Source organism: Richelia intracellularis HH01, assembly GCF_000350105.1.
Lineage (GTDB): Bacteria > Cyanobacteriota > Cyanobacteriia > Cyanobacteriales > Nostocaceae > Richelia > Richelia intracellularis.
This window is the reverse complement of sequence record NZ_CAIY01000047.1, coordinates 24,756-50,890: the sequence shown is the minus strand read 5'-3', so window position 1 is coordinate 50,890 and position 26,135 is coordinate 24,756. Positions and strand designations below refer to the sequence as shown.

Genomic DNA, 26,135 nt, shown 5'->3' with positions numbered 1-26,135 from the left:
GCATTCAAAAATCTTTGTATTCATGGATTATGATTAAATAAACCATAATTATTCATGATAACATAAATTTTACCTTGGAAAAGACATTCTTACAAACTACGTCTAATTGACTAAACTATTGATTTATATTTTTTGTTATTGACTCTATTTAATATATTTGTTTTCTAATATAAAAATTACCCAATTTTGGATTTTTATCCTACGGGCAATAAATAGGTTTTGAAGATGCTTCTATATTTTTATTAATTCATTATTGATTGACTAACCCATCAAAAATTTTACTAGATGACGCTTTATTGTATTATGCTCTACGGCTAAGTTTTTTATATTTTAATTATTTTCACCTTTATTCTGTATGATTTGGTTTACCTTTGAGTAATATCATCTTCTTACTTAAAGTAAATTCTCAAATAGTTAATCTGTAAGGATAATATTCTCAGAGGTTAATTGTGTGAGCATAAGACTTTACTAAATAGCTTTATTGAATACTAAGCTAATCAAAAGTAATTCAATATTTAACAACTCAGTTATGACTATATTTATGAGCTTCATGTCATTTTATAGCTCGACTAAAAAATTGATTGTTGTTATAACATAACAACAATCACTAGCATTTACTTTTTTATAATCTATGTAAATATTTGAAATTGTTATATTGCTTCTTAATGTAATATGCAAATATGTTTATCGGGAATAATTTATATAAATTTTGTCATCAAATATTATCATTTTTATCAATTATAGAAACGACATGGTAGCTTTTCATATCAATATTGTGCGGGTATTAAAGTCTAAATCAAGCTAACTAAAATTACTTAATTATTAAAATCGAAATATAAGATTTCAATAAAATATTGATGATGTTTGAGTCATAGCTTATTATCAGTTGCTAAGAGTTTATGAACAAGTAAAACTATTTTCATAGTCTTGCATCTACATAATTAAACTGATATTACTGATTTAAAGCATCTGCTCTGTAGATTACCATAACACATATATAGAATTATTTGCATCCGAATTAGTCAAGCTTAAAAAAAATATTCCGCCAGTTTCAAGTAATGCTAAATTTAGTCTAGGATCTTTTTATTTGTTTTTAATAAACATTAAACTAGCCCATGTAGGGAGATTGCTAATGAACCTACCTTTTATTTTAGATATAACACTTGGTTTAATATTTATTTACTTGATATTGAGCTTATTAGCGTCAGAATTTCAAGAACTGATAGCTACTCTTTTGCAATGGCGAGCTCAGCATTTAAGGAAGTCAATAGAAATATTTCTAGCCGGAGATGTTCAAAATTCACAAGAGTTTAGGGTAATTCAATTAGTCAATCAAATTTACGCTAATCCTTTGATTAAAGGTCTTAATCAAGAAGCTAAGGGTTTTCTAGCTTTATTGCCACGTCGATTAACTTGGTATATGGCTTCCATCTCTAATTCATTTAGGAAGAAGAGTCTAAAATTACAATTCACAGATACCGTATTTGGAAATCAAAAACATAGTGGACCTTCTTATATTCCTTCACAAATTTTTGCTAAAACTCTTATTGAATCACTGCAAGTACAAGCTTTAGTTCAAAAGTTAAGTGAGTCCAGATTTGGAAAATTTAAAGAGCAAAAATTGGCTGAAATCCAAAATATTTTATTTGAAATGCAAGAGCAAGCAAAAACTAATGAAGAAATATCTATTTTTTTAAATAAGATGTATCAAGAATTTACTGAGGTATATGCAAACTTTGAGGAAATTATTTGGGATTTTAGAAAGGAGAAGACTAACTTAGCTGTAAGTATTAATCATATGGGACAAAGTATTAATAAATATATAAATAGTTTTCAGACAAATATGATTGACGATGATGTATCAAATAAAGCTTTGGAAAGACTGAAATTCATAAAACAAAATTCTTTTAAGAATATACAACAAGTAATAGCTATTAATGGCTTACAACCAAATGTGAATGAAGTCTTGCAATCTATCAATAGGGGAAGCCCTGTTTATGAAGAGATAAAAGAAGCAATACAGGATAGTGATAGTGAGACATTTAAGGCACTTGATAATATAATTGACACTCTTCCACAATCAATTGTACAAACCCTAACAATTATTGCTAAAAATTCTCAAACTGGAGTAAAAAGGGCAGAAGAAGGAATTGACTTTTTACGCCGGGAAATAGAGACTTCTTTTAATCAAGCGATGGATAGAGCATCGGGAGTATATAAACGGAATGCCAAGGGTGTAGCAATTATGTTGGGAGTTATTATTGCTGCCAGCTCTAATGCAGATGCATTTCACATGATAAATCGACTTTCTAAAGATTCGGCAATTCGAAATACAATTATTAATAATGCAGGAGAAATTTTATGGCAGAGCCCCCAATCTGCACTTAATCTTGATGCCTTAAAGAACCAAACTGATTTGGCATTAAATGATATATCTCTACCTTTGGGGTGGACGGATACAAATTTAAAACAACAAGTATTTTCTCAAAAGGGGGGAATTCCTGTATTTAGGCACTTGAGCATATTTGCTGGTTGGGTTTTAAGTGGAATTGCGATTGCTATGGGTGCACCTTTCTGGTTTGACATTCTAAATAAGATAGTAAATGTTCGTAATTCTGGTAAACCCCCAAATTCATAGAGAAAAAAGAATTAAGAAAGAGAAGAGAGAAGAGTAAAGTGGCAATCTAAAACTCCTTCACTTTTTTCTTTTTTTATGAAATTAGTGAATGAAATTAGTAAGTTGATATTTGTGGAGTACTAGGGTATTTTGTAAAATAAATTACGGTACACAGGTTGTCCCTTCTTTTGGGTAGCTATTTCCCTCTCAGTCCTTACCGGAAGAGGGTTTTCTGATAACCACTTGTCACTGTTTTCCCTTATCAAACAGGGATTTCCTGAAAGTCGACTACACATTTCTGTTGCCAGAAAATGAATATCAGTCTGTAGAAAAACTACCCCCCCTGGGGCCAAACATTCTCCTAATCCTTTAACTAGTTCTGGTTGTAATATCCTTCGTTTAGCATGGCGATGCTTAAACCAAGGATCAGGGAATTGAATGCTTACCCACTTTAATACCCCTGGAGGGAGGGATGATAATAGTGATTGAATGGAGGTGTTAACATTACAAAATAAATAATGCAAGTTTGTTAAACCTAACGTTTCTCTTACATGATTTGCATTAATTACCAAAGGCTCACGAATTTCCAACCCCAAAAAATTCCAATGAGTTTCTATCTGTGCCATTTCTAATGCAAATTTTCCTTTGGCACAACCAATATCCAAGTGTAGGGGTTGACTAGGATAGCTGTAGATTTTCCCCCATTCGAGAGGTTTAGGAGTTATTTGATACCTTCGTGCCAAGGGGTTAACATGCTGGCGGACTCTAACTTGTAACATTGCTAAACTTTATGCTCTTTGAATAATGCTATTAACAATTTAACGAAAAATTTCGATTACGGCTTAGTTGATTCTTGTTTTACTCAACTCACGATTGTCTTTATTCTTCCTTTGAATTAATGCTTTTTACCTTTATATAGGTTAAATAGGATTTTTAACCCCATAAGAACTTTCTATAGGTTTTTCTTTACTATTTCATTTAAGTGTTGGTAATTTTATTATCTAAAACATATTCTCAAATTGATTGTATTTAGCATATATATGTTAATTAGTATTACCTTATTAAGGGATAATACTAAATATAATAATGGCCAATTAAGTAGATATATTGACTCTATATTTCATGCTATTTTCCAAAAATTTAATTCTAAAAAATATTTCTTCATATCCATCGTGAATAAATAGCAAATATGGTAAAAATTTAATTTATTTATATAATTAAAGCTCATGCTATAAGGGTAACCTGACATATACAGAATACTAATTAGTCATTTATCTGATTTCCAAATCGAAACAGGATAATTATAAGTATGAAGTCAATATTTGTAGCTTATGAAAGAAATTCACCTTAGCCTATTTTATCAGAAATAATAATTAACATAGCAGAAGTAGATTTACCGGTCACTAGAATGATTAGGAATAATCATTTGCTCAAAACCCAGGATTAACTCATGATTCAGGGTATACTTGTAATTGCGTAAGGTGTTGGTCCGAATTTATCATTAATAGTTAAATCCTGATTTAAAAGTGTGGCAATAGCGAAGAAATTAGTATTATTTTTTACTTCTGACAATTTTCTTAACATCATGTTGCAATGTGTTTCTCATAATGTTATTTCTCGTTCATCATCTTCAAATAATCTTTATTTGATGTAAAACATGGTAATCATAATAGCCTGTTCATAAAACTCTCATCGCTTTGCAAGGGGAAGTAAATTTATAACTTTACGGATTCTCAGATAGCTAAACTAATTTGAGGTAAATTCTTTTAGAAAAAGGATGTAAGTAATTAAACTTTATAGGTAAGATTCAAAATTAATTATAAAATTTTTCAGCTTGATAAAACCAGAAATATTACATACTTATGGCTAAACAAAAGGGCAAAGTTTATCTTGTAGGTGCAGGAACAGGGAATGTAGCACACCTTACTGTGAAAGCATACAATATCTTAAAGAGTTCTCAGGTTTTAGTTTATGATGCACTGGTAGATATTGAATTATTGAGACTATTACCCCCGGACTGCCTGAAATTAGAAATGGGTAAACGAGGTGGTAAACCGAGTACTCCCCAAAAGTATATTAATCAGTTATTAATTAAATACTGTCATCAAGGTATGCAAGTCATTAGGTTAAAATCTGGAGACCCATTTATTTTTGGTCGTTGTACATCAGAAATTTATGCCTTGAAAACAGCAGGTTGTAAATTTGAGGTGGTTCCTGGGATTTCCTCAGCTTTAGCTGCACCTTTATTAGCAAGCATACCACTCACAGATCCTATAATGAGTCGTTGTTTTGCTGTGTTAACTGCTCATGAGCCGGATTCATTAGATTGGGATGTCCTTTCACGGATTAATACTCTGGTAGTTCTAATGGGTGGTAAAAGTCTGGGAGAAATAGTTTGCCAGCTATTGAAGAATCACCGTTCATCTAATACACCAGTTGCTATTATCCGTTGGGCAGGAACTAATCAGCAGAGAGTTTGGACGGGCACATTATCTAATATTTTAGAAAAAACTGGTGAAGAAAAACTTTCACCTAGTATTATTGTGATCGGGGAGGTTGTTGAACTCCGCAAATACTTGCAATTTTAGAATCAAGGGATAGAAAAGGAAAAAAAGAGGATTACGTATTAGTATATATTAATTTTCGACATGATTTTACCTGATCTGAAATCTAAAATCCAAAATTAACAATGGCAACTCTTTCCTTGACAGATAGAACTATTCTTGTCACTCGCTCTGTAGGACAGTCTAGCGAGTTTACTCAATCACTTATTCATGCTGGTGCTAAAGTTATTGAAATGCCAACCTTGGAAATAGTTGCACCTTCAAGTTGGGAAAGTTTAGATAATGCAATCATGAATTTGGCTAAATTCAACTGGCTAATTCTTACTTCAAGTAATGCCGTCAATTTCTTTTTTGATCGCTTGAATGCCCATGGTCAAGATGTCTCTGAACTAGGAGAAGTAAAAATAGCTGTAGTTGGTGAAAAAACAGCCCAAACCTTAAAACAGAAGGATTTACAACCAGATTTTACTCCCCCTAATTTTGTTGCAGATTCTATAGTAGAAAAATTTCCTGAAGAATTCTCTGGAAAGAAAATATTATTTCCCAGAGTGGAAAGCGGTGGCAGGGATTTTTTGGTAAGAGAATTTACTGCCAAAGGTGCTGAGGTTGTCGAGGCTGCAGCATATCAATCTGTTTGTCCCAGTAATATTCCACCAGAAGCTAAATTGGCTCTAAAAAAGTTTAATGTAGACGTAATTACTTTTGCAAGTTCCAAGACAGTAAGGTTTTTCTGCCAACTATTAGCAAAAACATTTAATGTCAAATGGAGCGGAGATAGCAAAACTGAGGAGGAAAACCTAAGACGAGTGGTAAAAAAATACTTACAAGGAGTGTGTGTCGCTTCCATTGGTCCCCAAACATCAAAAAGTTGTTTTTCCCTGATAGGACGTGTGGATTTAGAAGCAAAAGAGTATACTTTAGATGGTTTGATTAAAGCACTAGTTGAATGGAATTGTTTTTTAAATAAGTAATCATTTAGAATTTTTGTCAAGATATTAAATGAGGAGTTATAAAATTTTGTGATCGAGAATCATGTAATATCAAGTTGTGGAAAAACTTATGCAACAACTACAAAAATATAGGTTTCTTACATTCAACTCTCAATATGACAGAATTCTTATGAAATTTTTAGAAGTACCAAATTAACACAGAGAGTTAATTTAACCGACATACAGAGATAGTTACAATTTGTCACCAGATTGAGCATTCTAATGATTGATTGATAGTTACTTATACAGGAGAATATAACCTTTATCTAGTGGCAAACCAGAATGGGTTTAATAAAAAGTATGTCTACAGAATTCTATCGTAAACTCAGAGTATTTCTCTAAAAATTTTAATATTGAATTCTTAATTTTTACTTATTTTCTATTGACTTGTTCCTATTCTACATTCTTACCCAAAATCTAAAGTCCAACAAGCATATTATTAAATGGCCAAACGAATTATTGGTCTAACTGGTGGTATAGCTACTGGTAAGACAACTGTCTCAAATCATTTAGCCAAAAAATATAACCTGTCCATTCTAGATGCTGATATCTATGCTAGAGATGCAGTAGTTGTAGGTTCACACATTCTAAAAATGATCGTACAAAGATATGGTAGACAAATATTACTAATTGATGGAAATCTCAATCGCCAAAAACTAGGTGAAATTATTTTCCATAACCCTGAAGAGCGTTCTTATATAGAAGATCTAATCCACCCTTATGTACGTGATCGTTTCCTGGAGGAAATTAAACAATCATCAGATAAAGTACTCGTACTAGTTATACCCCTATTATTTGAAGCAGGAATGAGTAACCTGGTCACGGAAATTTGGGTAGTTTTCTGTAATATACAGCAACAACTAGCTAGATTAACACAGCATAATCAATTAACTATAGAGGAAGCACAAGCAAGAATTGACAGTCAAATACCACTGTCGAACAAGATCGACCTTGCAGATGTAGTTCTAGAAAATAATTTAACACTGGGAGAATTGTACATGCAAATAGATCAAGTTTTACTTAGGTGAGATTATTAATTTAAAATAGAGATGAAAATAAAGGGCTCTTAAAAAATATTTTCTATATAGAAAAACCATACTAATTGCTTTAATACAAGACTAATATATGAAAAGTACAAAAAATCTAGTACTCTGCGCAAGAAATAATGTTTTTTAGTTTATTATTCGTATCTAATCAGTAAATCAAAGTAGAACTCTACTACCCAGATTTTTTGGACAATAAAATGCCTTCTCATCCTAGAATTACTTAGATAGATACCAAACAAATTAAATTCATAATCAATGATATTAATTTGTTTAGGAGTTTATTGATCTTACAAAATACTCTGATAAATTGTCAGATGATATTAATAGTTATAACAACAATCATAAAGTCTCTAATCTCATTTTATTTATAGAATAAAAGCTTATATACTGCTTCCTTGTAACCTTATTTTTAACTTTTTTATAATTAATAATTGCCTGATATAAATCACTTATGGAGATGAATATCGATGTAAATCTACATTACTGCGTAAATATTGGTACATTGTCTAACATTATGTGTAGTCTTCAATAAAATTTGCTTTCTTACTTCTTCTCTTGGAATAGGGAAAATTATCTTTATAAATTATTAAATACTAAATTTATGATTTCCTCATGATTTTGGTTTATAAATAAATCATGTCTCTGATAAATCCATGCCTTTCATATACGTGGTTACCAGATTAGAATTTACTTATGTGATCCGCTAGTATAATGTTGACTAGATATTCATAGTCTATATGAAGAGATTTTTTTACCAAGTACATTAATTACCTTCTCTAATATTTGCTCACCCCACCAAATGTATTTATTAAAATTCAATTCTTTCCTGAAATAAATGAACTGAAAAAGTGAAATCTCCTCCCCTCATGGTTTCCATGAATATTCAAAAAAATCACTGCTTATATCTACTTCTATTCCTACTTGTACTTAGGGAGCAGATGAAAGTATTAAAGTAAAATAATTTCAGTGATTCGCATGCTTGATATTACAGGCATTAATATAAAGTTAAGGTCGGAAGATATAGCTAAACCTCAAGTTTTTTTCTCTAAGAGAAGCTGTATGTACATGGAACATTGATGGGGTTGCTTCTTAATATTATTTTCCCATATAAATTATAAATTAGAGAGTAGTAAGGTACTGTGATTATCAATTAATGTGGGGATACCAGAAGAGGAAATAGCCCCATATCGCTGAAAACACTGGCGTAGATGGGTTGAAAATTCAGGGTAATCTAGTAATGCATCGCCGCAAGCAACGGTTGCCCAAAAATCTTTAAAGCTAGGAGCAAGCTCCTCTGCTTGTAGTGGTGATAGGTTAAAAGGTGGTAAACTTAAAAACCTAACAAGAAAAGGAAGACTCCTATCTCTCATCCATTCTCGAGAAGAATGTTGAAAGTTAGGAAATTCTGGCAGAGATTCCACCCTGTAAGATAAAAATTGTAACCATTCTCTACCATAATTATCTTGATGAAATTCAAGAATACGATAAGGATGGGGATAGCTAACTAGTGAACCTGTTGTTATCTCATATATACCATGAGACTGGGCAACATCTTGAACATGTAAATGTCCGGTGAATATTAGTTTGACCCCATGTCTTGCCAATACTTGCAATAGCTCTGATGCGTTTTGTAGAATATAATTCTGTACCATCGGATGTTGGGATTGATTGGGTAAATGCTCAATCACATTATGATGTACCATTACTAAAACTAGATCGTCTCCAGTATTAGCTAGAACTCCTTTCAGCCATTCTAATTGATGTTGATCTAATCTTCCTAATAGTTTTCCCTCATAATCAAACGAGTTAGAATTTAATCCAATTAGTTTCACAGTTGGCATTAATTCACAGATATAGTAACTCTGCTCTGGTTGATTATAACCAAATTTACGGTAATAGTAAGGGAAATCTCTGAAAGAAATGGATTGTGAATCTGCTCGTAATACTGGAACATCATGGTTGCCAGGAACCACATATACAGGAAAAGGTAATTTTGACAGGCGCTCACTTAACCAACTATGATTTTCTGCCTCCCCATGCTGAGTTAAATCTCCGGGAATTAGTAAAAAATCTAATTCTAATTGCGTCAAATGTTCTAGTACACTTTCCAATGCATGGATACTAACTTCTACCCAATGAAATCGACTGGGATGTTGCCAAATTGTGTGAGGGAGAGCAATATGTAAGTCACTGACTATCGCAAAACGAAATTTATAAGCCATTGAATTAAAGTCAATTTTAAAATCGGGGTGTAAAAACTCTCTATTCAAAGATTATAACTTTACCTATATTATGTAGTTATAAGTTGATCCCTTAATATGATCAGTAAAGACTAGAAGATAAGAATGAGTAAAAAAGATGAAGATTAAAGTTATAGGGTACTAACCAAGAATGACATACTCTAGAGAAAATAGTGGGTATATAATACCTAAACTTATAAGAAGATAATGAAAGTTAAAATATAATAATTAGTATGTTAAGAATTGAGAGCTGCGTGAATGGAATAGTGACTGATAGGATTAGTATCTAAATGAGTATATTAGACTTGCTAAAACTAATATCTCCGAGGATAAAACAACCCGGACAGTCAAAAAAGCAAAATTATGTATTTCGCCTTATCTAACATAGCTAATACCTTTTTTACCAAAGACTTTGAAATCTATCTTGTGTTCAAGGTATTAGGATATACTAATTTCTAGTTATTCCAGGTTTTATTCCGTTTATCTTATCTGCTAAAAGCTTGACGATAATGCTGTGTATGTTCATGTTTTCATTTCAAGGAACTGAATGAATTCCCCCCCCTCTGGAATAACCAAAATATTTGTCATTCTTAGTAGATGAAGATTTTCATAACCACCCTTTTTAGCAGCTGCTAACTGCACTGAATCTTAAGAGCTAAAGTATCTTCATTAGAGTAACTTAGGATTTTAAATCTGTATGTCAAAAACTTATAAAATATATATGGATGCTTTTTGCAAAATCTGAGTAACTAAGCACTACAATAAATTACATAGTAGTTATTATGAATATGATATTTATTTAAAGTACTAAATTAAGATAATTGTCCTTCCTAATATGTATAGTGGGAATATAAGAATTATTCCAGTCAAGTGAGTAAATATTAACTGATTGAATAATATAACTAACTTAATGTTAAGTGATTACATAAATATAATTGTTAATATTATTATATTAAGATTCAGTAATTATTTTTAATAATTGCTGAATCTTTTTCAGGTCATTAACTTGACGTTTTGATTGAAAATATTTTTGAGATTTTTCTAGCAAATTTATAGCTTCTTGCCGTTTATCTTGTATTATTAAGGCATTAGATAAGCGGCAGTAAGCATCAACTTTTTCAGGAGCTCGTTTAACGACTTCTTGATATTTATCAATTGCAGCTTCTAATTGTTTTTGTCTTAATAATGTATCTCCTAATAGGAGATGTACTAAGTCATTTGTGTAATTAATGGCAATTAACTGTTGAAAATATGTCTCTGCATTTGCGTAATCTTTTGCTTTATAAAAAGTAATAGCTTGTCGAAATATAACATTAGTTTTCCATGTTTTAACTGATAAGTAAATCAGGGACAAAATAGGTAAAACAACAGCAATAATGGCAAATAAATCTAACATGATTAATAGCTATAAAATAAATGCAGCGGTAAATAAATAATATCCTAATAATAATTTCCAAACAAATTTTAAAACATATATATAGTTATAAATCACCTTTTTGAGGTGACATTCTTATCAGATGAATACGTAACTACTATCAATAAACTATATAATTCAGTTATAAATCACTGATTTTTGTGATGAGGTTGATATATACCTCTGAGCTAAAAAAGTTCATGAGCCAAGTTGAACATAGCTCTTGGGAATATCCTATTAAATTTTATGGTAAATATACTGTCATTATACTATTTACTAGAATTATATATTTGTATAATCTCCATATTAGGTTTTTTGTATGTCAATTTCAAAGATAAATATAATTAACTGTAATAAATAATATCAGCATTCATGTATTTGTTAGTAATAAAATGATTGTCCTAGCATAACCAAAAGAAAATATGAATAAATAGAAGCTGGAAAAATTTACTCTGTATGTGCAGCTAAAATTAAAAGCTAAAATTAATTTAGTAGCAAAAACTATTTTCTATATCTTCAAGGTAAATTCCTCGGAAACTGATGAAAGATGGGGCTTGTCTGTCAAACTTAAGATAATACCCGTGCATCAGTATGAAATATTTCTACCAATCACAAAAAGCTAATACCAATATTACAACTTATAGTAATAATGCTCTACACTCCATTGATATTCCTACAGTATATAGATTTCTTTCATTAGCCAAGTTTCTTCCTGCCCGTAGTCTTTTTCCGGATTTCTATTGCACTATTATAACTATTGTACGTATTCTCACATAATATAATAGGAGAATCACAAAATTATTTAATCTGCTGATAACAGAGTTCCACTCACAAGTTAAGACAAAGTTGAAACTAGATGAGAAATACATTTACAAACTAAAATGTGTACTTTTAATTGAGATTGAATTAGTGTTTCTTTATCTTCCAGAGAAGTTCTACCCTACCTTTAGCCTCGGAAATATTTGCTGAGTCAATATTCTATATGACTGTTTCTAGAACAATTTGCTTAGGTTTTTTAGTAGTAATCGCAGTAGGAACAATCCTATTAATGATGCCTTTTGCTAATAGTGCTGGTATATGGAATGATCCAATTGTATCTCTGTTCACTTCAGCATCAGCAGTTTGTGTTACTGGGTTAGTAGTAGCTGATACTGGTACAGATTTTTCTTTTTGGGGTCAATTATTAATTCTGCTGCTAACACAAATTGGTGGCTTGGGTTATATGACCACAACTACTTTCCTAATTTTACTAACTGGTAAAAGATTTGACTTACGCCACAAAAGGGCTATTCAGCAGGCTTTGGACCGACCAGGTATTAGTGGTAGTAGTAATATTATTCGTTCTATTGTAGCCACAACATTAATTTTTGAAGTTACTGGTATGTTGTTATTATTACCAGTCTTTGTGAAAGATAGTGGATGGCAGAGAGGAATTTGGCTAGCAATTTTTCATAGTGTTAGTGCTTGGAATAACTCTGGTTTCAGCTTATTCTCTGATAGCTTTATAAGGTACCAGTCCTCAGCTTTACTAATATTTACTATTTCCGCCTTGGTTATTTTGGGGGGGATTGGCTATCAAGTTATTTTAGAAATGTTTTTCTGGTTGCATGCTCGCTGGAATGGAAAACATGAAACACTAACTTTCTCTTTAGGTTTTAAGGTCGCCACTAGCACAACTATAGCTCTTATTATTCTAGGGATAATAGCATTTTCTCTGGTGGAATTGAGAGTTCCGGAAAGGTTTGGCAGTCTTAGCAGTTATGAGCGATTTTTAATTGCCTTATTTCAATCAGTTAGCACAAGAACAGCTGGTTTTAATAGCATTGACATTTATAAAATGAGCAATGCCGGATTATTTATTGTGATTGCTTTAATGTTTATTGGTGCTAGTCCTGGTGGTACAGGTGGAGGTATTAAAACAGCAACTCTTAGAGTGTTAACTAGTTGCACTAAATCAATTTTACAGGGTAAGGAGGAAGTAATTATATATGAACGAAAAGTGTCAAATTCATTGATTTTTAAAGCTACAGGTGTATTAATTGGTTCTGTAGGAACAGTAATTATATCTACAGTGATAATTTCTATTACAGACCCTAATTTACCCTTTATTCAAATATTATTTGAGGTAGTATCTGCATTTGCTACCGTTGGTTTATCTACTGGAATTACAGCAGGTTTGTCTAGCCTGGGTAAAATAATTTTAATTATTACCATGTATATTGGCAGGGTGGGGATATTACTTTTAATGTCATCCATATTTGGTGATCCTCGCCCCACACAAATTCATTATCCAGAAGAAAGTTTGCTTGTTGGATAAATTAAATAATAAATAATAAGCACTTGTTATTTATTATTTAATAATGAATGATTAACAATCAGAAAAATTGGTCATTAATTCTCTACCCTGGATTATACTATTAATCATAAAATAAGTACTCATAAAACCCCTTTTTACTTTTTCAGTTCAATTTTTCTATGATAAATACTCTCTGAATTGATTAAATACATAAGAACGTTATATGACATAAGTAATCAAATCCTAATATATGGTTACTTCTAAATGTCTATATCAATTAGGAATAACAATAGTGAACTTGTCATCATTAAAATTTTTTCGTAATTTAATTAAAGACGACCAGCAGTTTGCAGTCATTGGATTAGGTCGTTTTGGTCGTTCTGTTAGTACAACATTACACAAGTTGGGTTATCAAGTACTAGCTACAGATATAGATGAAAAGCGTGTAGCCCAAGCCTTAACAGAAAATATTGCTGGTCACGCGGTGAAAATAGATTCTACTGAGCCGTCAGCATTAAAAGAAGCTGGGATATTTGAAGTTGATACTGTTATTGTGGGAATTGGCAATTACATTCAAGAGAGTATAATTACTACATTAAATGTCAAAGAGGGCGGTGTATCTAATGTCGTGGCTAAGGCATCAAGTGAAGTCCATTGTAAACTATTAAGAAGAGTAGGTGCAGATCACGTTGTATTTCCTGAATATGAAGCAGGTTGTGCATTAGCAAGAACACTAACTAAGCCATCAATTTTAGAAAGATTCGATATTGATCCAGATAATAGTATTGTAGAGTTGATTGTACCAGAAGAATTTCACGGTAAGAATATTGCTGAATTGCATTTACGTAATCGCTTTGGCGTCAATGTATTAGCAGTTAGTGAAGGGGGAAAATTTTTAATTAATCCAGGTCCGGGTAAACGTTTACAAAAGGGATCTATTATGGCTGTTATAGGAAGGAACCAAGATATTAATCGGTTACCAATTTGAGCACAAAAAAATTTGCTTGGCTAGGAACTGGGTAATTTACATATTGCCTTCTGATCCCTTAAAAAAAATATATTATGCTAGTCAAATGCTTCAGAATAACCGCTAAAGCTTTAGTCTATGACTAAAGCTTTTTTAACCTTTAAGTTATACGTTTCAATGAGGTTTAGTACTATTTATAACTTTACTACTACATGTGTTTAGTAGTGCATAATTCTAGATCAAAGTAAAAGGCAAAGGTTAGAATTCCTGGTTGTTACCCTGCCTTTTATTTTTCTCTGAATCCTAATAAGTGATAATTAGGGGCATGGGAAGACGATAAGTCAGTTTCATCTTCCCTGGTACTTATAAGTTAGACAGTAACTTTAGAGTCGGCACCTAGATTTACTAATCTTTCTGTTAGCAACTGTTCTAAGTTTTCTAATGCTTTTGTAAATCCCTTAATACCTTCATCTAGCTTATCAGATGCCATGCGATCTTCAGAGTGCATTTTTTCAAAAGCAGCCTTATCCATGGAAATTTTTTCAAGATTCATGCTGGATGCTTTTTCACCATCTAATTTCTGAGGTAATTCACCAATTGTGTCTTGTAACTCACCCAGTAAATTAGGTGAAATTGTTAGTAAATCACAACCAGCCAATCCAGTAATTTCGTCTATGTTACGGAAGCTTGCTCCCATGACCTCTGTTTGGTAATCAAACTTCTTGTAGTAGTTGTAAATTTTAGTTACAGACAAAACTCCAGGGTCTTCCGCAGGAGGATAATTGTCACGCCCAGTTTCCTTCTTGTGCCAGTCAAGAATCCTTCCTACAAAAGGAGAAATCAACGTTACTTTTGCCTCTGCGCAAGCGATTGCTTGGTGTAGACCAAATAATAAAGTTAAATTACAGTGAATTCCTTCTTTTTCAAGTATTTCCGCAGCACAAATACCTTCCCAAGTAGAAGCAATTTTAATTAAAATACGATTACGGGAAACCTCAGCATATTCATATTGAGCAATTAGTTCCCTTGCTTTCCTCACTGTAGCCTCTGTATCATAAGACAAACGAGCATCTACTTCTGTAGATACCCTGCCGGGTATAATTTGCAGAATCTTTAATCCGAAAGATACAGCTAGACGGTCAAATGCCAAAGAAACAACATCTGCCTGGGAAACATTAGTTCCCAGATCTTTCCTAGCTTTTAACAAGGTTTGATCCACAATGTCCTGATACTCTGGCATTTGTGCTGCGGCCGTAATCAAAGAGGGATTAGTCGTTGCATCCTGAGGCCTAAACTTTCCAATTGCCTGGATATCTCCTGTATCTGCTACCACAACAGTCATTTTCCGCAATTGTTCCAGTAAATTCTTAGCCATACATAGCTCCTTCAATATAATTGATTCAGGACTAATATGATTTTTCTCGTTGCTGATTTTCAGATATGTGTGAGTAGAAAATTGGCAATTGATCTAATGTCTTTTATTCAACGATTACCAATTACACCTTAACAATTTTGCACATAGGCCTGTTTTATTCCCCCAGCACTATTTTAGGCATGTTATTTCGAAATTGGCTGTGAGTTTATATGCATTTTGATTAAAACAGATTACAGTTTTATCCATTGTTGATAAATGTAAGATCAACTTAGTTCCCTATTTTCATATTTCTGTTGCTATAGTGGTATTTGCCTCACACAACCCTTGATATTTACATTAGTACCCGGAGCTTTTCTGATTTTACTATTTACTGCTAGTTCTTGTTAAAAATTAAGAAATTAAGGAAAAACAATGAATATTTAATTAAAAAAATAGACATATTTTGTAATTTCTCTATATATTTATTTTTTTGTATTTTTGTTGTCATTAAAAATATGTATGTTATCTGAACAAATCAATCCGTATTTTATGTGGGATTTTAATTAAAATGACAATTAGTAAATTATCAAGAGGATATTTGAACATACTGCATATTGAATTCATGTCATAGATAGATGATATTCACCTATCTATGACATAGACCATGATTAAATTTAACAAAATCCTTTTCTATGATTGCTGGAAGATGACCTATATCTTAGGGTTTGCTATACAAATAAGAAATTAAGTGTGATGAATATAACACAAGGGTAAAATAATCAAAATCATAATTTAGTCGAATCATATATACTTTATGAAAGTACTTTTATCGTGTTTCAAATCTATAGTAATTTGAGGGTGTTTTTTTGCCAAGCGACTGATGGATATTATTACTAGTCTGAATTTATAGTAAGTACTACTAGATACCAGACAGTTTATTCAATACCAACTCAAAGTAAGATTTACAACTAAACAGGTTTAAATAGTTTCAACTGAAATATTAATTGGTCTACAGACTGATAGTACCAACTATCAAAAGTTTTTTTCTTGGTTTCTATTTGAATAGACCTAATTAAGTAAAAATAATTGTAGTGTGTCATGCTATAAGCTAGCAAATAATATAATTGTAAGTATGCTATATATAAAATTCGTGTAGGCAGTGAAAAATGTAACAAATAATTATATCACCACAAATTATTCCATTTTTAATTAAAATTGAGTAATGACTTAGACACTATTATGTATCAAGAATTACTATTGATTAATGGACAAGGTAACCTCGTATTTCTGCAGAATTGCAGTTAACAGTGTGATTCCAAATTTAGTTGTATGCATTTTTGCAAAAATTAATCTAATGCTAATATTTCCGTTAATAATCTTTTTAGGAGTTGATTTAAATATCCATTTACACAATGAAAAAATAGCCTGTCAATTTTCATAAAGCCGGATTTTCAGCAATACTTTAGCATGTGAATGGAGTATAGCATTTTAATTTAATTGAATTACCTTATTACTAATTCCAGCAATAACTCAACTTATCTTATAAGTTGTATAAGATAGGAAAAAATATATTTTCAAGACATGGCCATAACTACTTAGTTAAGTAATATAATTACTGAGATGACCTAAAATAAATAAGGAAAATATCTGATACTAAAACTTTCTTTTTTTGTGGAGATTCAATGAAACTAATTTTTATCTTTAAATTCATTCTCTCATCTAAAGTTACTTTAAACTTGATGTTTTATAATAGGCCAGTATCAGAAATAGTTTGTTTAGCTGCATTATAGTCTCGATCTATAACAAAATTAGATAGAAGTCGATTCTATGAAGAAAACTTATGTTTTTTTTACATTTGTTTAGGCTTAATAAATACAAATGTACCTAGTTTTGAGCGTATTGAAAATATCATCATAACTTCAATAAGTTTTGGAAAAATTGCTGGAAAATAACTACCGTTTATAATGTTTTTTTGCTACAACAAACTAAAAGGACTTAATTGTTTTATAGAGTTGATACATAAAATAGAGTGCAATTTCTGTGAAACAGGCTACAATCAAAACAGTTTTTACTGAAAAATATTCCCGTACTCTATAGTTTGTGTGTCAGGATTAGTAATCCTCTTGATAAGTCAAATTGCCTTTGAGACTATCTTGCCGGCGTTTTGTCCGTAAAACATTGGCATTGGCATTTTCTTGAAATCAAAAAGTTTATCTACGAAACACACCTCTGTTTTGAGGCAAGGCAGGGATATTAAACTGGGACTAAATATCTATCAGATAATATCCACCAAGGGAATTAGCAAAATGCCCTCTTAGAAAAATTTAGCCAATTCATGATAAGGGCGGCAGTGAAAATCTTGAGTCATTGATTCTGCAAGGAGCATGAGGAACGCGGCATGAACCAGGCTAACAACGTACTCGAAAATATATATCAGCCTGACTTAGAAATAATAAATCAACCTGAAATCGAGTTGGAAGAACTCTTACTCGAAGAGGAAGAAGAAGACCTACTAATTGTCGATGATGGTGAAGTAGATGAATTTTTAGAGCCCCGGTCTGATGATGACGCAAAGTCTGAGAAAGCCGCTAAATCGCGTCGTCGTTCACAAGCTAAGAAAAAACATTATACTGAGGACTCTATACGTCTTTACCTGCAAGAAATCGGCCGAATTCGTCTTTTGAGAGCCGATGAGGAAATTGAATTGGCAAGAAAAATTGCTGATTTGCTGGAAATGGAACGTGTACGTGATCGCCTTTACGACCAACTTGCACGAGAACCAAAATATAGCGAATGGGCAGAAGCCGTTAAAATTCCTTTGCCACAATTTCGCTATCGCCTTCACATTGGCCGCAGGGCAAAGGATAAAATGGTACAGTCAAACCTCCGCCTTGTGGTTTCAATTGCGAAAAAGTATATGAATCGAGGCTTATCTTTCCAAGACTTGATTCAAGAAGGCAGCTTGGGCTTAATTAGAGCAGCAGAAAAGTTTGATCACGAAAAGGGTTATAAGTTTTCCACCTATGCTACTTGGTGGATTCGTCAAGCAATTACTCGTGCAATTGCTGATCAGTCTCGTACTATTCGTCTCCCAGTTCATCTTTACGAAACTATATCTCGTATTAAGAAAACTACTAAATTGCTTTCCCAGGAAATGGGTAGAAAACCAACTGAGGAAGAAATTGCGACTCGTATGGAAATGACCATTGAGAAGCTTAGATTTATTGCTAAATCAGCTCAGTTACCTATTTCTTTAGAAACACCTATTGGTAAAGAAGAAGACTCCCGTTTAGGAGATTTTATTGAATCTGACGGTGAGACCCCAGAAGATCAAGTTTCTAAGGGTTTGTTAAGAGAAGATTTAGAAAAAGTACTAGATAGCTTGAGTCCCAGGGAAAGAGATGTTTTGAGGTTGCGCTATGGTTTGGATGATGGACGTATGAAGACATTGGAGGAAATTGGGCAAATTTTCAATGTCACCCGCGAGCGCATCCGCCAAATAGAGGCCAAAGCACTGCGTAAGTTACGTCATCCCAACCGTAATAGTGTTTTAAAGGAATATATACGCTAAGTATTTACATTTAATTAACAAAATACTACTTTCAAATCAATATTGGACAGAAGGAGAAGATAATTCTCCTTCTGTCTGTTTTCTTATGAAGTTAAACTATAGTAGTAAATAAATAAAAATGAGTTATAGCAAAATGCAATACATTATTTGTATCCATAATTAGTCCGTACTTAGGTCTGTAGGCACATTCCATTCCTCTACATATATAGAAGTATACATAATTGTTCTAGCATAATTTGTTTCACGTACATACTTGCATTTTGGTAGTTTAATAAGTAATTAAAAAATTACAAGAGAAAGCAAAGAAGGGATTAACTTGAGTAACAACATAAAAGGTATTGCACCACATGGAGGGTATCAGGTAAATCGTATTGCTACACCTGAACAAGTAAAAGAGTTTACATCCAAGGCCAATTTTTTACCCCGTGTGCAATTGAATAAAAGATCTGTTTCCGATCTAGAAATGATTGCGATTGGTGGTTTTAGTCCCCTCACTGGTTTTATGGATCAGGATGACTACAATCAGGTAGTATCGGACATGCGGATGGCTAATGGTGTGGCTTGGTCTATTCCCATTACCCTTTCTGTATCAGTATCGGTGGCTGCTAACCTCAAAGAAGATAGTTTAGTACGTCTAGATAACGCAAAAGGTAAATATATTGGTGTTTTACACCTCAGTCAAAAGTACACTTATGATAAGCACCGAGAAGCTGTAAAAGTTTATCGGACTGATGAAGAGAATCATCCCGGTGTTCAAGTGGTTTATAGTCAAGGAGAGGTTAATCTGGCTGGTGATGTTTGGCTACTAGAACGTACCCCCCATCCTCTGTTCCCATCATACCAAATAGATCCTGTAACCTCACGGTTGATATTGAAAGATAAGGGTTGGAAAACCGTGGTTGGTTTCCAAACTCGTAACCCCATTCATCGTGCCCATGAGTATATTCAAAAGTGTGCCTTGGAAACAGTAGATGGTTTGTTCTTACATCCTTTAGTAGGAGCAACCAAATCAGATGATATTCCTGCTGACGTTCGGATGCGGTGTTACGAAATTTTGTTGGAACATTATTATCCTAAAGACCGAGTGCTTTTAGCGATTAACCCCTCTGCAATGCGCTATGCTGGGCCAAGGGAAGCGATTTTTCATGCTCTAATACGTAAAAACTATGGTTGTACACACTTCATAGTAGGACGCGACCATGCTGGGGTTGGTGATTATTATGGTACTTATGATGCCCAGGAGATTTTTGATGAGTTTCAGCCAGGAGAGTTGGGTATTACACCAATGATGTTTGAACACGCTTTTTACTGCACCCGGACAAAACAAATGGCAACAACCAAAACAAGCCCCAGCGTTCCAGAAGAAAGAGTTCACTTGTCTGGAACTAAAGTTAGAGAAATGTTACGCCGGGGAGAATTACCACCCCCAGAGTTCTCTCGTCCTGAAGTCGCAGCAGAATTAGCAAGATTTATGCAGTCAAAAAGACCATGTTAATGTAAAAAGTAACAGGGCAAATATTTATTTTGATTTTGTGCTTTTAGTTTTGACCTATTAAGCTAATAAGTCAATCAAAATCAAACAATTTCTGTCCAAAGATTGTAGGTATTTAAAAGTTGATAAAGCAACATTCTCCAAAGCCTAATTACTCATTAGTTTATCTCAACCGAATGTAAATGATAAACAGAAAATTATCAGATTGGGGATTTAAGAAGTAAGAAGAGGTAACATCTCTTTTATACTCTGACTCATAAATGACTTAGGATTGCTATAACTGATTGGCTGAGGACTGAAAGCTAATTATGAAGCGGCGGACTTTTTTGCAACGGTTTGGACCCCTTGTTGCGACTATGGGGTTGTCTCAGATTGAGTTACTATCTTTAGGCAATTGTTATTATCAAGCTTTGGCACAACCAAGTTCACGTAAATTTGCCTTATTAGTAGGAATTAATGAATATTCTCAAAACCCCCCTTTAGGTGGCTGTGTAGCAGATTTAGAACTGCAAAGGGAACTTTTAGTTCATCGCTTTGGTTTTTCTAGTTCTAATATTCTCACTTTAAAAGATGAGCAGGCTTCTCGAGGTTTTATTGAGGATGCTTTTCTTGAACATCTAATCAAGCAAGCAAAACCAGAGGATGTGGTAGTTTTCCATTTCAGTGGTTATGGTTGCCAGGTTGAGGAGCAAACAACACTCCCAAGATCAAAAAATGCCTTAGTAACTGTTGCTAGTACAGGTGAACGAGAGGATTATTTGCTAGAAAACAATCTGAAATTGCTAGTACAATCACTGGCAACAGATAAAGTGACAATGGTGTTGGATAGTAGTTATTATCCTCCTTATACTCAATTCCCATCTGGATGGCTTATTCGTGCTTGCTCCTCCACTGTAAGAGCCACTGAGGAACAAACCAAATTACAAGTAAAACTTACTGAGCAGTTAGCTACCAGAAATATATTGGGTAGTAACTCTCCACCAACTGTACTCACTCCCAACTGTGACGGTAAAAAAGTTGCCAGGGAGCTGCTATTTTATGGCTGGAGTGTTGGTTTATTTACTTATACCTTGACCCAATATTTGTGGGGAATTACACCCCAAACCACGGTGCAGTTTTTCTTGTCTCAAGTAACCAATTCTATGTATCGTCTAGGGAATTATCAACAACCCCATGCCTTGAATGCTAAAACAAATCAACAGCATATTGCCGATATCTTTTTAACAATCCAAGAAATAGGAGCAGAGGGAGTTATACAGAGCGTTAAAGAAGATGGAGAAACTGTTAACCTCTGGCTGGGAGGAATACCGGCTCAACTCTTATCATACTATGATGTTAACTCTCAATTTACTCTAGTAGGAGCACCAGACAAGGTCAATTTAGTTTTGCGTTCACCTCTAACCATCTGGTCTGATCAATTCCCCACTGTATTATCCGCAAAAGCCCAGGCGAGAAAAGGAGATGTTACATTTGTAATAAAGCCAGGACAGTTAATTCAAGAAAAAATTCGGGTTATTCCGCGCAATATTGGTTTAACTATAGCATTGGGAGCTGAATTAGACAGAATAGAAAGGGTCGATGCCACAAGTGCCCTTTCTACCTTAAACCATGTTTCTTCTGTAATTGCTGGGGAGCAACCAGCTGATTTTGTTTTTGGGAAATTGCCACTTGTCAAACCACCAGAATTAGATACAAATTCTTCAATTATAAATTCTTGTAGTCGTTATGGTTTGTTTTCAATGGCTGGTGATCTCATGCCTAACACTGTAGGTGAACAGGGGGAAGCAGTTAAAATTGCTGTGCAACGACTAACTCCAAATATATATACCTTGGAAGCAGCTAAATTATGGCGATTGACGGAAAATGCAACTTCTTCTCAATTGGCGGTTAAGGTGAATCTGGAAATAGTAACGGGTATTCTTCCCGGAATTATTATCCAACAGGAAACAAGAGCAAGTACTACTACAGGTTCACCCATTAGAAAAGCAGTGAACACTGGCAGCAGACAAATACCTAATGTTCCTATTGGTAGCCATATTCAGTATCGGATTCAAAACTTAACTAATCACTCTATATATGTTATCTTGCTGGGTTTAGATACGTCTATGAGTGCTTATATTCTTTGCCAGTGGGGAGGCATTGGCAATGATGGAAGTGGTCAAGATAAACCTATATTAGAGAATATAGTTATTGCTCCTGGTAAGAGCCTAATTATACCCGGCTTTACTGCCGATTTTCAATGGGCAGTAACAGGACAAACTTCTTTTGCTGAGACTCAGTTAATTTTGAGTAAGGCCCCCTTTAAACATACTATAGAGCAACAAGCCGTAAAATACTATAGTCATGTGTCTAACCATCAACGTATTTATCCCTTGCTTAATCCTATTGAAGTTACCCAAGCACTATTAGAAGATCTACATGATGCAAGCTGTTCCGTTGATGATGCGAATAGTCCATCGAGTTTTTACAGCTTTGATGTTAACAAGTGGGCAAGTTTTAGTTTCATTTATCAAATAGTATAAGTAATATGAGGACTTTATAATAAAAATTATGCACCTAATTTACAAAGTAAATAATTTACTGAAAAAGAAAAAATATGGTTTTATTGAATAAACCAGGAAATTTATTGGGTGGCCAGTTTGTTTGAAGTCCTAGATTATTTTCAATTTGTTGATACTATTAATTAGTGAACTTATAGATACTGAATTAAATAGTTATTAATTATGTAGGTAAACCCACAGGGTATTAATCAAATTTGGGGTTTATTCTTTCATTGTGTTTATTTCTAAGTCAAGTATGGATATTACATATGTAATAAGGGATTTAGTGGAAAGAAATGTTCTATATGAATATTTTCTTTTTGCCTAATAAAGTGTTTAAAAATTCGGTGCTTATGATAAATTATTTCCAATTAATAGGGTCGACTGCGTCAATTTTATTATTGGGTGATACTTGAAGTAAAACGAATTTAATACAAATAGTAGTGAGGGCCTGAGCTCTGCGAGTAAAATTTAAGGTATTATATAAATATAATCATCATTCAGTAATGTTTATCTGCATCAATATAAGCTTGCTTAAATCTTTACGGGATGTTTGTGTGTTAATTCATATTTGGAGTTAAAGTCTTATCAGACTACTAAATAATAAGAATAGTGTGTTGCCAAATAAATTAATTCAGTATATCTACTATCAATGTATTTATTTATATAAAAACTACGGGTATACTTGCATGAAGTTAACACTAAGATATATTATGGACTTGAGAATATGTACATTCAGTGTATTTATCTTGAGATATTTTCGGAAAAAAGTTTTCTAAAAAACTATTAATATTATAAATATTTCTTAATAAATAACCATATTTTCTCTTTAGTTGCAGTAGGGATTTTATCAAAGGAAGTTAAAATTGCATTCTTCAGTGCTGAATGGGATTCACTAACCGGAGGATTGGCATCCAACTGCTTTACTGCCTCTTGAATTACTTTCTGAGCATTCACCGCATTACGCTGCAAATTTGCCAAAACAATATCGACAGTAACGCTATCATGATCTGGATGCCAGCAATCGTAATCTGTCACCAGCGCTAAAGTAGCATAGGAAATTTCTGCCTCCCTGGCCAACTTTGCCTCTGGCAGGTTAGTCATACCAATAATTGTTGCATCCCAACTACGATATAAGTTAGATTCTGCCTTAGTAGAGAATGCTGGTCCTTCCATACAAATATAAGTACCTCTACGGTGGAGGTTAATGTCAGGGATATTAGCAGACATAATGGCATCTGCTAATATCCCTGCCAAATTAGGACAAATAGGATCGCCAAAAGCAATGTGAGCGACTATTCCATCCCCAAAGAAAGTGGAAGCTCTATTTTTTGTACGATCAATAAATTGATCGGGAACTACCATATCTAAAGGCTTCACCCCAGTCTGCAAAGACCCCACCGCACTTGCAGAAATAATGTACTCTACCTCCAGCTGTTTCATGGCATGGATATTAGCACGAAATGGTAATTCAGAAGGTAATAATGTATGATTGCGGCCATGGCGTGGCAAAAAAGCCACAGGAATATTATTTAAGGTGCCTAGAGTAATGGTATCTGAGGGATCACCAAAGGGTGTTTGAAGATTCACTTCTCGGATATTTTGTAGGGCATCCATTTTATATAGACCACTACTACCAATAATTCCAATAGGAGCTTTAGCCATCATACTTTACCTATATGTATTTACAATGCATATTTATTTTACTGGCAAATGGATAATTTCCATAATATTCAGTTATCAATATTCATTATCCATCTCACATTATTATTAATTACTGGACCTTAAATGAACAGGAAAATAAGTAAGTAGAAAAATTAGTATATAGATATTTTAGGAGTTTATATTTTAGGAATATTTATAGTTAAAACTACTACCAGCTTTAACTATAAAAAGCTCTTATCATTTGTCAAAAATTACTAAGGAAATATTACATATACATAATCTTTAAAAAATCAATCTTAACTAAGACAAGGTAAAAACAAAAATCAATATTACCTTTTGTTTTCCGCATGTTAAATGACAGCTGGTTCTTGAGTTTAGTATGTGTATTTTACCTAATAGATTAGTAATAGTGAAATTGCTAGAATTATTCTATAAGCACTGGTGTGCGGCATGTCTAGTGTTGTGAAATAATTTTAATAGTTACATAATAGCAAAGGCTAGAAGAGTAATAATAAAAACTCAAATTAAAATTTGAGTAGTTCTCTTTTAGGAATACCAAACCCACACACTATAATAATGAGTAAAGTTTAAAATATTACTGGGGATGAATTAACTATCAATTTAATTTGAATTTTTAGATCTAAAAAAGAAGTGTCTAAAATATAATTCAATATATAAAATACAAAAGTCCTGATCTTGTATGATTGGAAAATACCTTAAAGGAAATATTAAAGTATATTAATGTGGAAATGTATAGGAAACGATTCTAGTCAGTAGATAGTTTACTATCATTCCCACGAGATTAATTAGTTTCTACTTAGCCATTTCTGACCATCTAAACGTTGGGTTAATCCCCAAATTAAAAGTTCTAAAGTTACTTTGCGCTCATCAATCATAAATGGTTCTAAAGTGCTAGGTTGTTTTCCTTCATGACACGAGAATGTTTTTTTGCCTTTGATGCTCTCATCTGGAAAATAAATATTAAAATTGCACTTTCCTTGAGCAAAACTTCCAACGACTTGCCAACACTCATCTAGATTTTCCAGGCCCTTAACAGGTAATTTCTGTTTGATAAAAGATAACTCTAAATCAGCTATACCTTCATCCGTGATCGCCTTCTGCACAGCAGGTAAATAATACTCCGTTACAAACTCTGTGAATGGCTTATTTTCAATAACAGGTGGTTTTTCCTTTTTAACTTTTTTAGCCGGTTCCTCTCTACCATCCTTTGACATGACAGGTTTATCTGTTTCAGGGCTGGCTATTTCCGCAGCTTTATTTCTACTGTTTTCTTCTACCATAGCTAGGATTTGTCCTTATATACAAATGAAAATTAGGTGTTAGGGTTAATAACTATAAGATTTGCGCATCATCTTATGA

General features: G+C 33.1%; 15 protein-coding genes. 9 read left to right on the top strand and 6 right to left on the bottom strand.

Features of this window, described 5'->3' with window-relative positions; genetic code table 11:
- Positions 1-1,132: 1,132 nt before the first annotated feature.
- A complete protein-coding gene (locus RINTHH_RS06295) occupies positions 1,133-2,638 on the top strand; it encodes a hypothetical protein (RefSeq protein ID WP_044304777.1) in 1,506 nt (501 codons plus the stop codon).
- Between the two features lie 119 nt (positions 2,639-2,757).
- Here the strand turns inward: RINTHH_RS06295 and trmB are convergent, their stop codons facing one another.
- Positions 2,758-3,396, bottom strand: coding sequence for a tRNA (guanosine(46)-N7)-methyltransferase TrmB (gene trmB / locus RINTHH_RS06290; protein WP_044304776.1), 639 nt, complete (start codon positions 3,394-3,396; stop codon positions 2,758-2,760).
- Positions 3,397-4,479: 1,083 nt separating this feature from the next.
- Between trmB and cobA the strand changes: the two genes are divergently transcribed.
- From cobA to coaE, 3 genes are all read left to right on the top strand, one after another.
- Entirely contained in the window at positions 4,480-5,205 is a 726-nt protein-coding gene (cobA, locus tag RINTHH_RS11725) for a uroporphyrinogen-III C-methyltransferase (RefSeq protein ID WP_008234313.1), read from the top strand.
- A 101-nt stretch (positions 5,206-5,306) separates the two neighbouring features.
- The gene (locus RINTHH_RS11720) at positions 5,307-6,152 is read left to right on the top strand and encodes a uroporphyrinogen-III synthase (protein ID WP_008234311.1); all 846 of its coding nucleotides are present in this window, start codon (positions 5,307-5,309) and stop codon (positions 6,150-6,152) included.
- 461 nt (positions 6,153-6,613) lie between these two features.
- Entirely contained in the window at positions 6,614-7,198 is a 585-nt protein-coding gene (gene coaE / locus RINTHH_RS06275) for a dephospho-CoA kinase (RefSeq protein ID WP_008234310.1), read from the top strand.
- A 1,130-nt stretch (positions 7,199-8,328) separates the two neighbouring features.
- On the opposite strand, the gene RINTHH_RS06270 is transcribed toward coaE, so the two are convergent.
- On the bottom strand, positions 8,329-9,438 hold the full coding sequence (locus RINTHH_RS06270) for a metallophosphoesterase family protein (protein WP_008234306.1): 1,110 nt from the start codon (positions 9,436-9,438) through the stop codon (positions 8,329-8,331).
- A 970-nt stretch (positions 9,439-10,408) separates the two neighbouring features.
- Positions 10,409-10,852, bottom strand: coding sequence for a tetratricopeptide repeat protein (locus RINTHH_RS06265; protein ID WP_008234302.1), 444 nt, complete (start codon positions 10,850-10,852; stop codon positions 10,409-10,411).
- 1,000 nt (positions 10,853-11,852) lie between these two features.
- Between RINTHH_RS06265 and RINTHH_RS06260 the strand changes: the two genes are divergently transcribed.
- Positions 11,853-13,187, top strand: coding sequence for a TrkH family potassium uptake protein (locus RINTHH_RS06260; RefSeq protein ID WP_008234299.1), 1,335 nt, complete (start codon positions 11,853-11,855; stop codon positions 13,185-13,187).
- A 271-nt stretch (positions 13,188-13,458) separates the two neighbouring features.
- Complete coding sequence (locus RINTHH_RS06255) at positions 13,459-14,154, top strand: potassium channel family protein (RefSeq protein WP_044304779.1); 696 nt, start codon at positions 13,459-13,461, stop codon at positions 14,152-14,154.
- 349 nt (positions 14,155-14,503) lie between these two features.
- Here RINTHH_RS06255 and RINTHH_RS06250 read toward each other — a convergent pair whose 3' ends face one another.
- Positions 14,504-15,508, bottom strand: a complete 1,005-nt coding sequence (locus RINTHH_RS06250) for a transaldolase (protein ID WP_008234295.1) — start codon at positions 15,506-15,508, stop codon at positions 14,504-14,506.
- A 2,377-nt stretch (positions 15,509-17,885) separates the two neighbouring features.
- Here RINTHH_RS06250 and rpoD point away from each other — a divergent pair.
- From rpoD to RINTHH_RS06235, 3 genes are all read left to right on the top strand, one after another.
- Positions 17,886-19,058 (top strand): RNA polymerase sigma factor RpoD, encoded by a 1,173-nt coding sequence (gene rpoD / locus RINTHH_RS06245; RefSeq protein ID WP_008234293.1) that lies wholly within the window; start codon positions 17,886-17,888, stop codon positions 19,056-19,058.
- A 316-nt stretch (positions 19,059-19,374) separates the two neighbouring features.
- A complete protein-coding gene (gene sat, locus RINTHH_RS06240; RefSeq protein ID WP_008234291.1) occupies positions 19,375-20,553 on the top strand; it encodes a sulfate adenylyltransferase in 1,179 nt (392 codons plus the stop codon).
- A 305-nt stretch (positions 20,554-20,858) separates the two neighbouring features.
- Positions 20,859-23,072, top strand: a complete 2,214-nt coding sequence (locus RINTHH_RS06235; RefSeq protein WP_008234289.1) for a caspase family protein — start codon at positions 20,859-20,861, stop codon at positions 23,070-23,072.
- A gap of 810 nt (positions 23,073-23,882) precedes the next feature.
- Here RINTHH_RS06235 and RINTHH_RS06230 read toward each other — a convergent pair.
- A complete protein-coding gene (locus tag RINTHH_RS06230) occupies positions 23,883-24,755 on the bottom strand; it encodes an S-methyl-5'-thioadenosine phosphorylase (protein ID WP_044304775.1) in 873 nt (290 codons plus the stop codon).
- An 806-nt stretch (positions 24,756-25,561) separates the two neighbouring features.
- A complete protein-coding gene (locus RINTHH_RS06225) occupies positions 25,562-26,056 on the bottom strand; it encodes a DUF2996 domain-containing protein (RefSeq protein WP_008234285.1) in 495 nt (164 codons plus the stop codon).
- Positions 26,057-26,135: the final 79 nt, after the last annotated feature.

Coding starts and splice junctions, on each gene's coding strand:
- RINTHH_RS06270 (WP_008234306.1), bottom strand. CDS start 9,438: ATGGCTTATAAATTTCGTTTTGCGATAGTCAGTGACTTACATATTGCT.
- RINTHH_RS06250 (WP_008234295.1), bottom strand. CDS start 15,508: ATGGCTAAGAATTTACTGGAACAATTGCGGAAAATGACTGTTGTGGTA.
- RINTHH_RS06230 (WP_044304775.1), bottom strand. CDS start 24,755: ATGGCTAAAGCTCCTATTGGAATTATTGGTAGTAGTGGTCTATATAAA.
- RINTHH_RS06295 (WP_044304777.1), top strand. CDS start 1,133: ATGAACCTACCTTTTATTTTAGATATAACACTTGGTTTAATATTTATT.
- cobA (WP_008234313.1), top strand. CDS start 4,480: ATGGCTAAACAAAAGGGCAAAGTTTATCTTGTAGGTGCAGGAACAGGG.
- RINTHH_RS06235 (WP_008234289.1), top strand. CDS start 20,859: ATGAAGCGGCGGACTTTTTTGCAACGGTTTGGACCCCTTGTTGCGACT.
- rpoD (WP_008234293.1), top strand. CDS start 17,886: ATGAACCAGGCTAACAACGTACTCGAAAATATATATCAGCCTGACTTA.
- RINTHH_RS06265 (WP_008234302.1), bottom strand. CDS start 10,852: ATGTTAGATTTATTTGCCATTATTGCTGTTGTTTTACCTATTTTGTCC.
- RINTHH_RS06260 (WP_008234299.1), top strand. CDS start 11,853: ATGACTGTTTCTAGAACAATTTGCTTAGGTTTTTTAGTAGTAATCGCA.
- trmB (WP_044304776.1), bottom strand. CDS start 3,396: ATGTTACAAGTTAGAGTCCGCCAGCATGTTAACCCCTTGGCACGAAGG.
- RINTHH_RS11720 (WP_008234311.1), top strand. CDS start 5,307: ATGGCAACTCTTTCCTTGACAGATAGAACTATTCTTGTCACTCGCTCT.
- RINTHH_RS06225 (WP_008234285.1), bottom strand. CDS start 26,056: ATGGTAGAAGAAAACAGTAGAAATAAAGCTGCGGAAATAGCCAGCCCT.
- coaE (WP_008234310.1), top strand. CDS start 6,614: ATGGCCAAACGAATTATTGGTCTAACTGGTGGTATAGCTACTGGTAAG.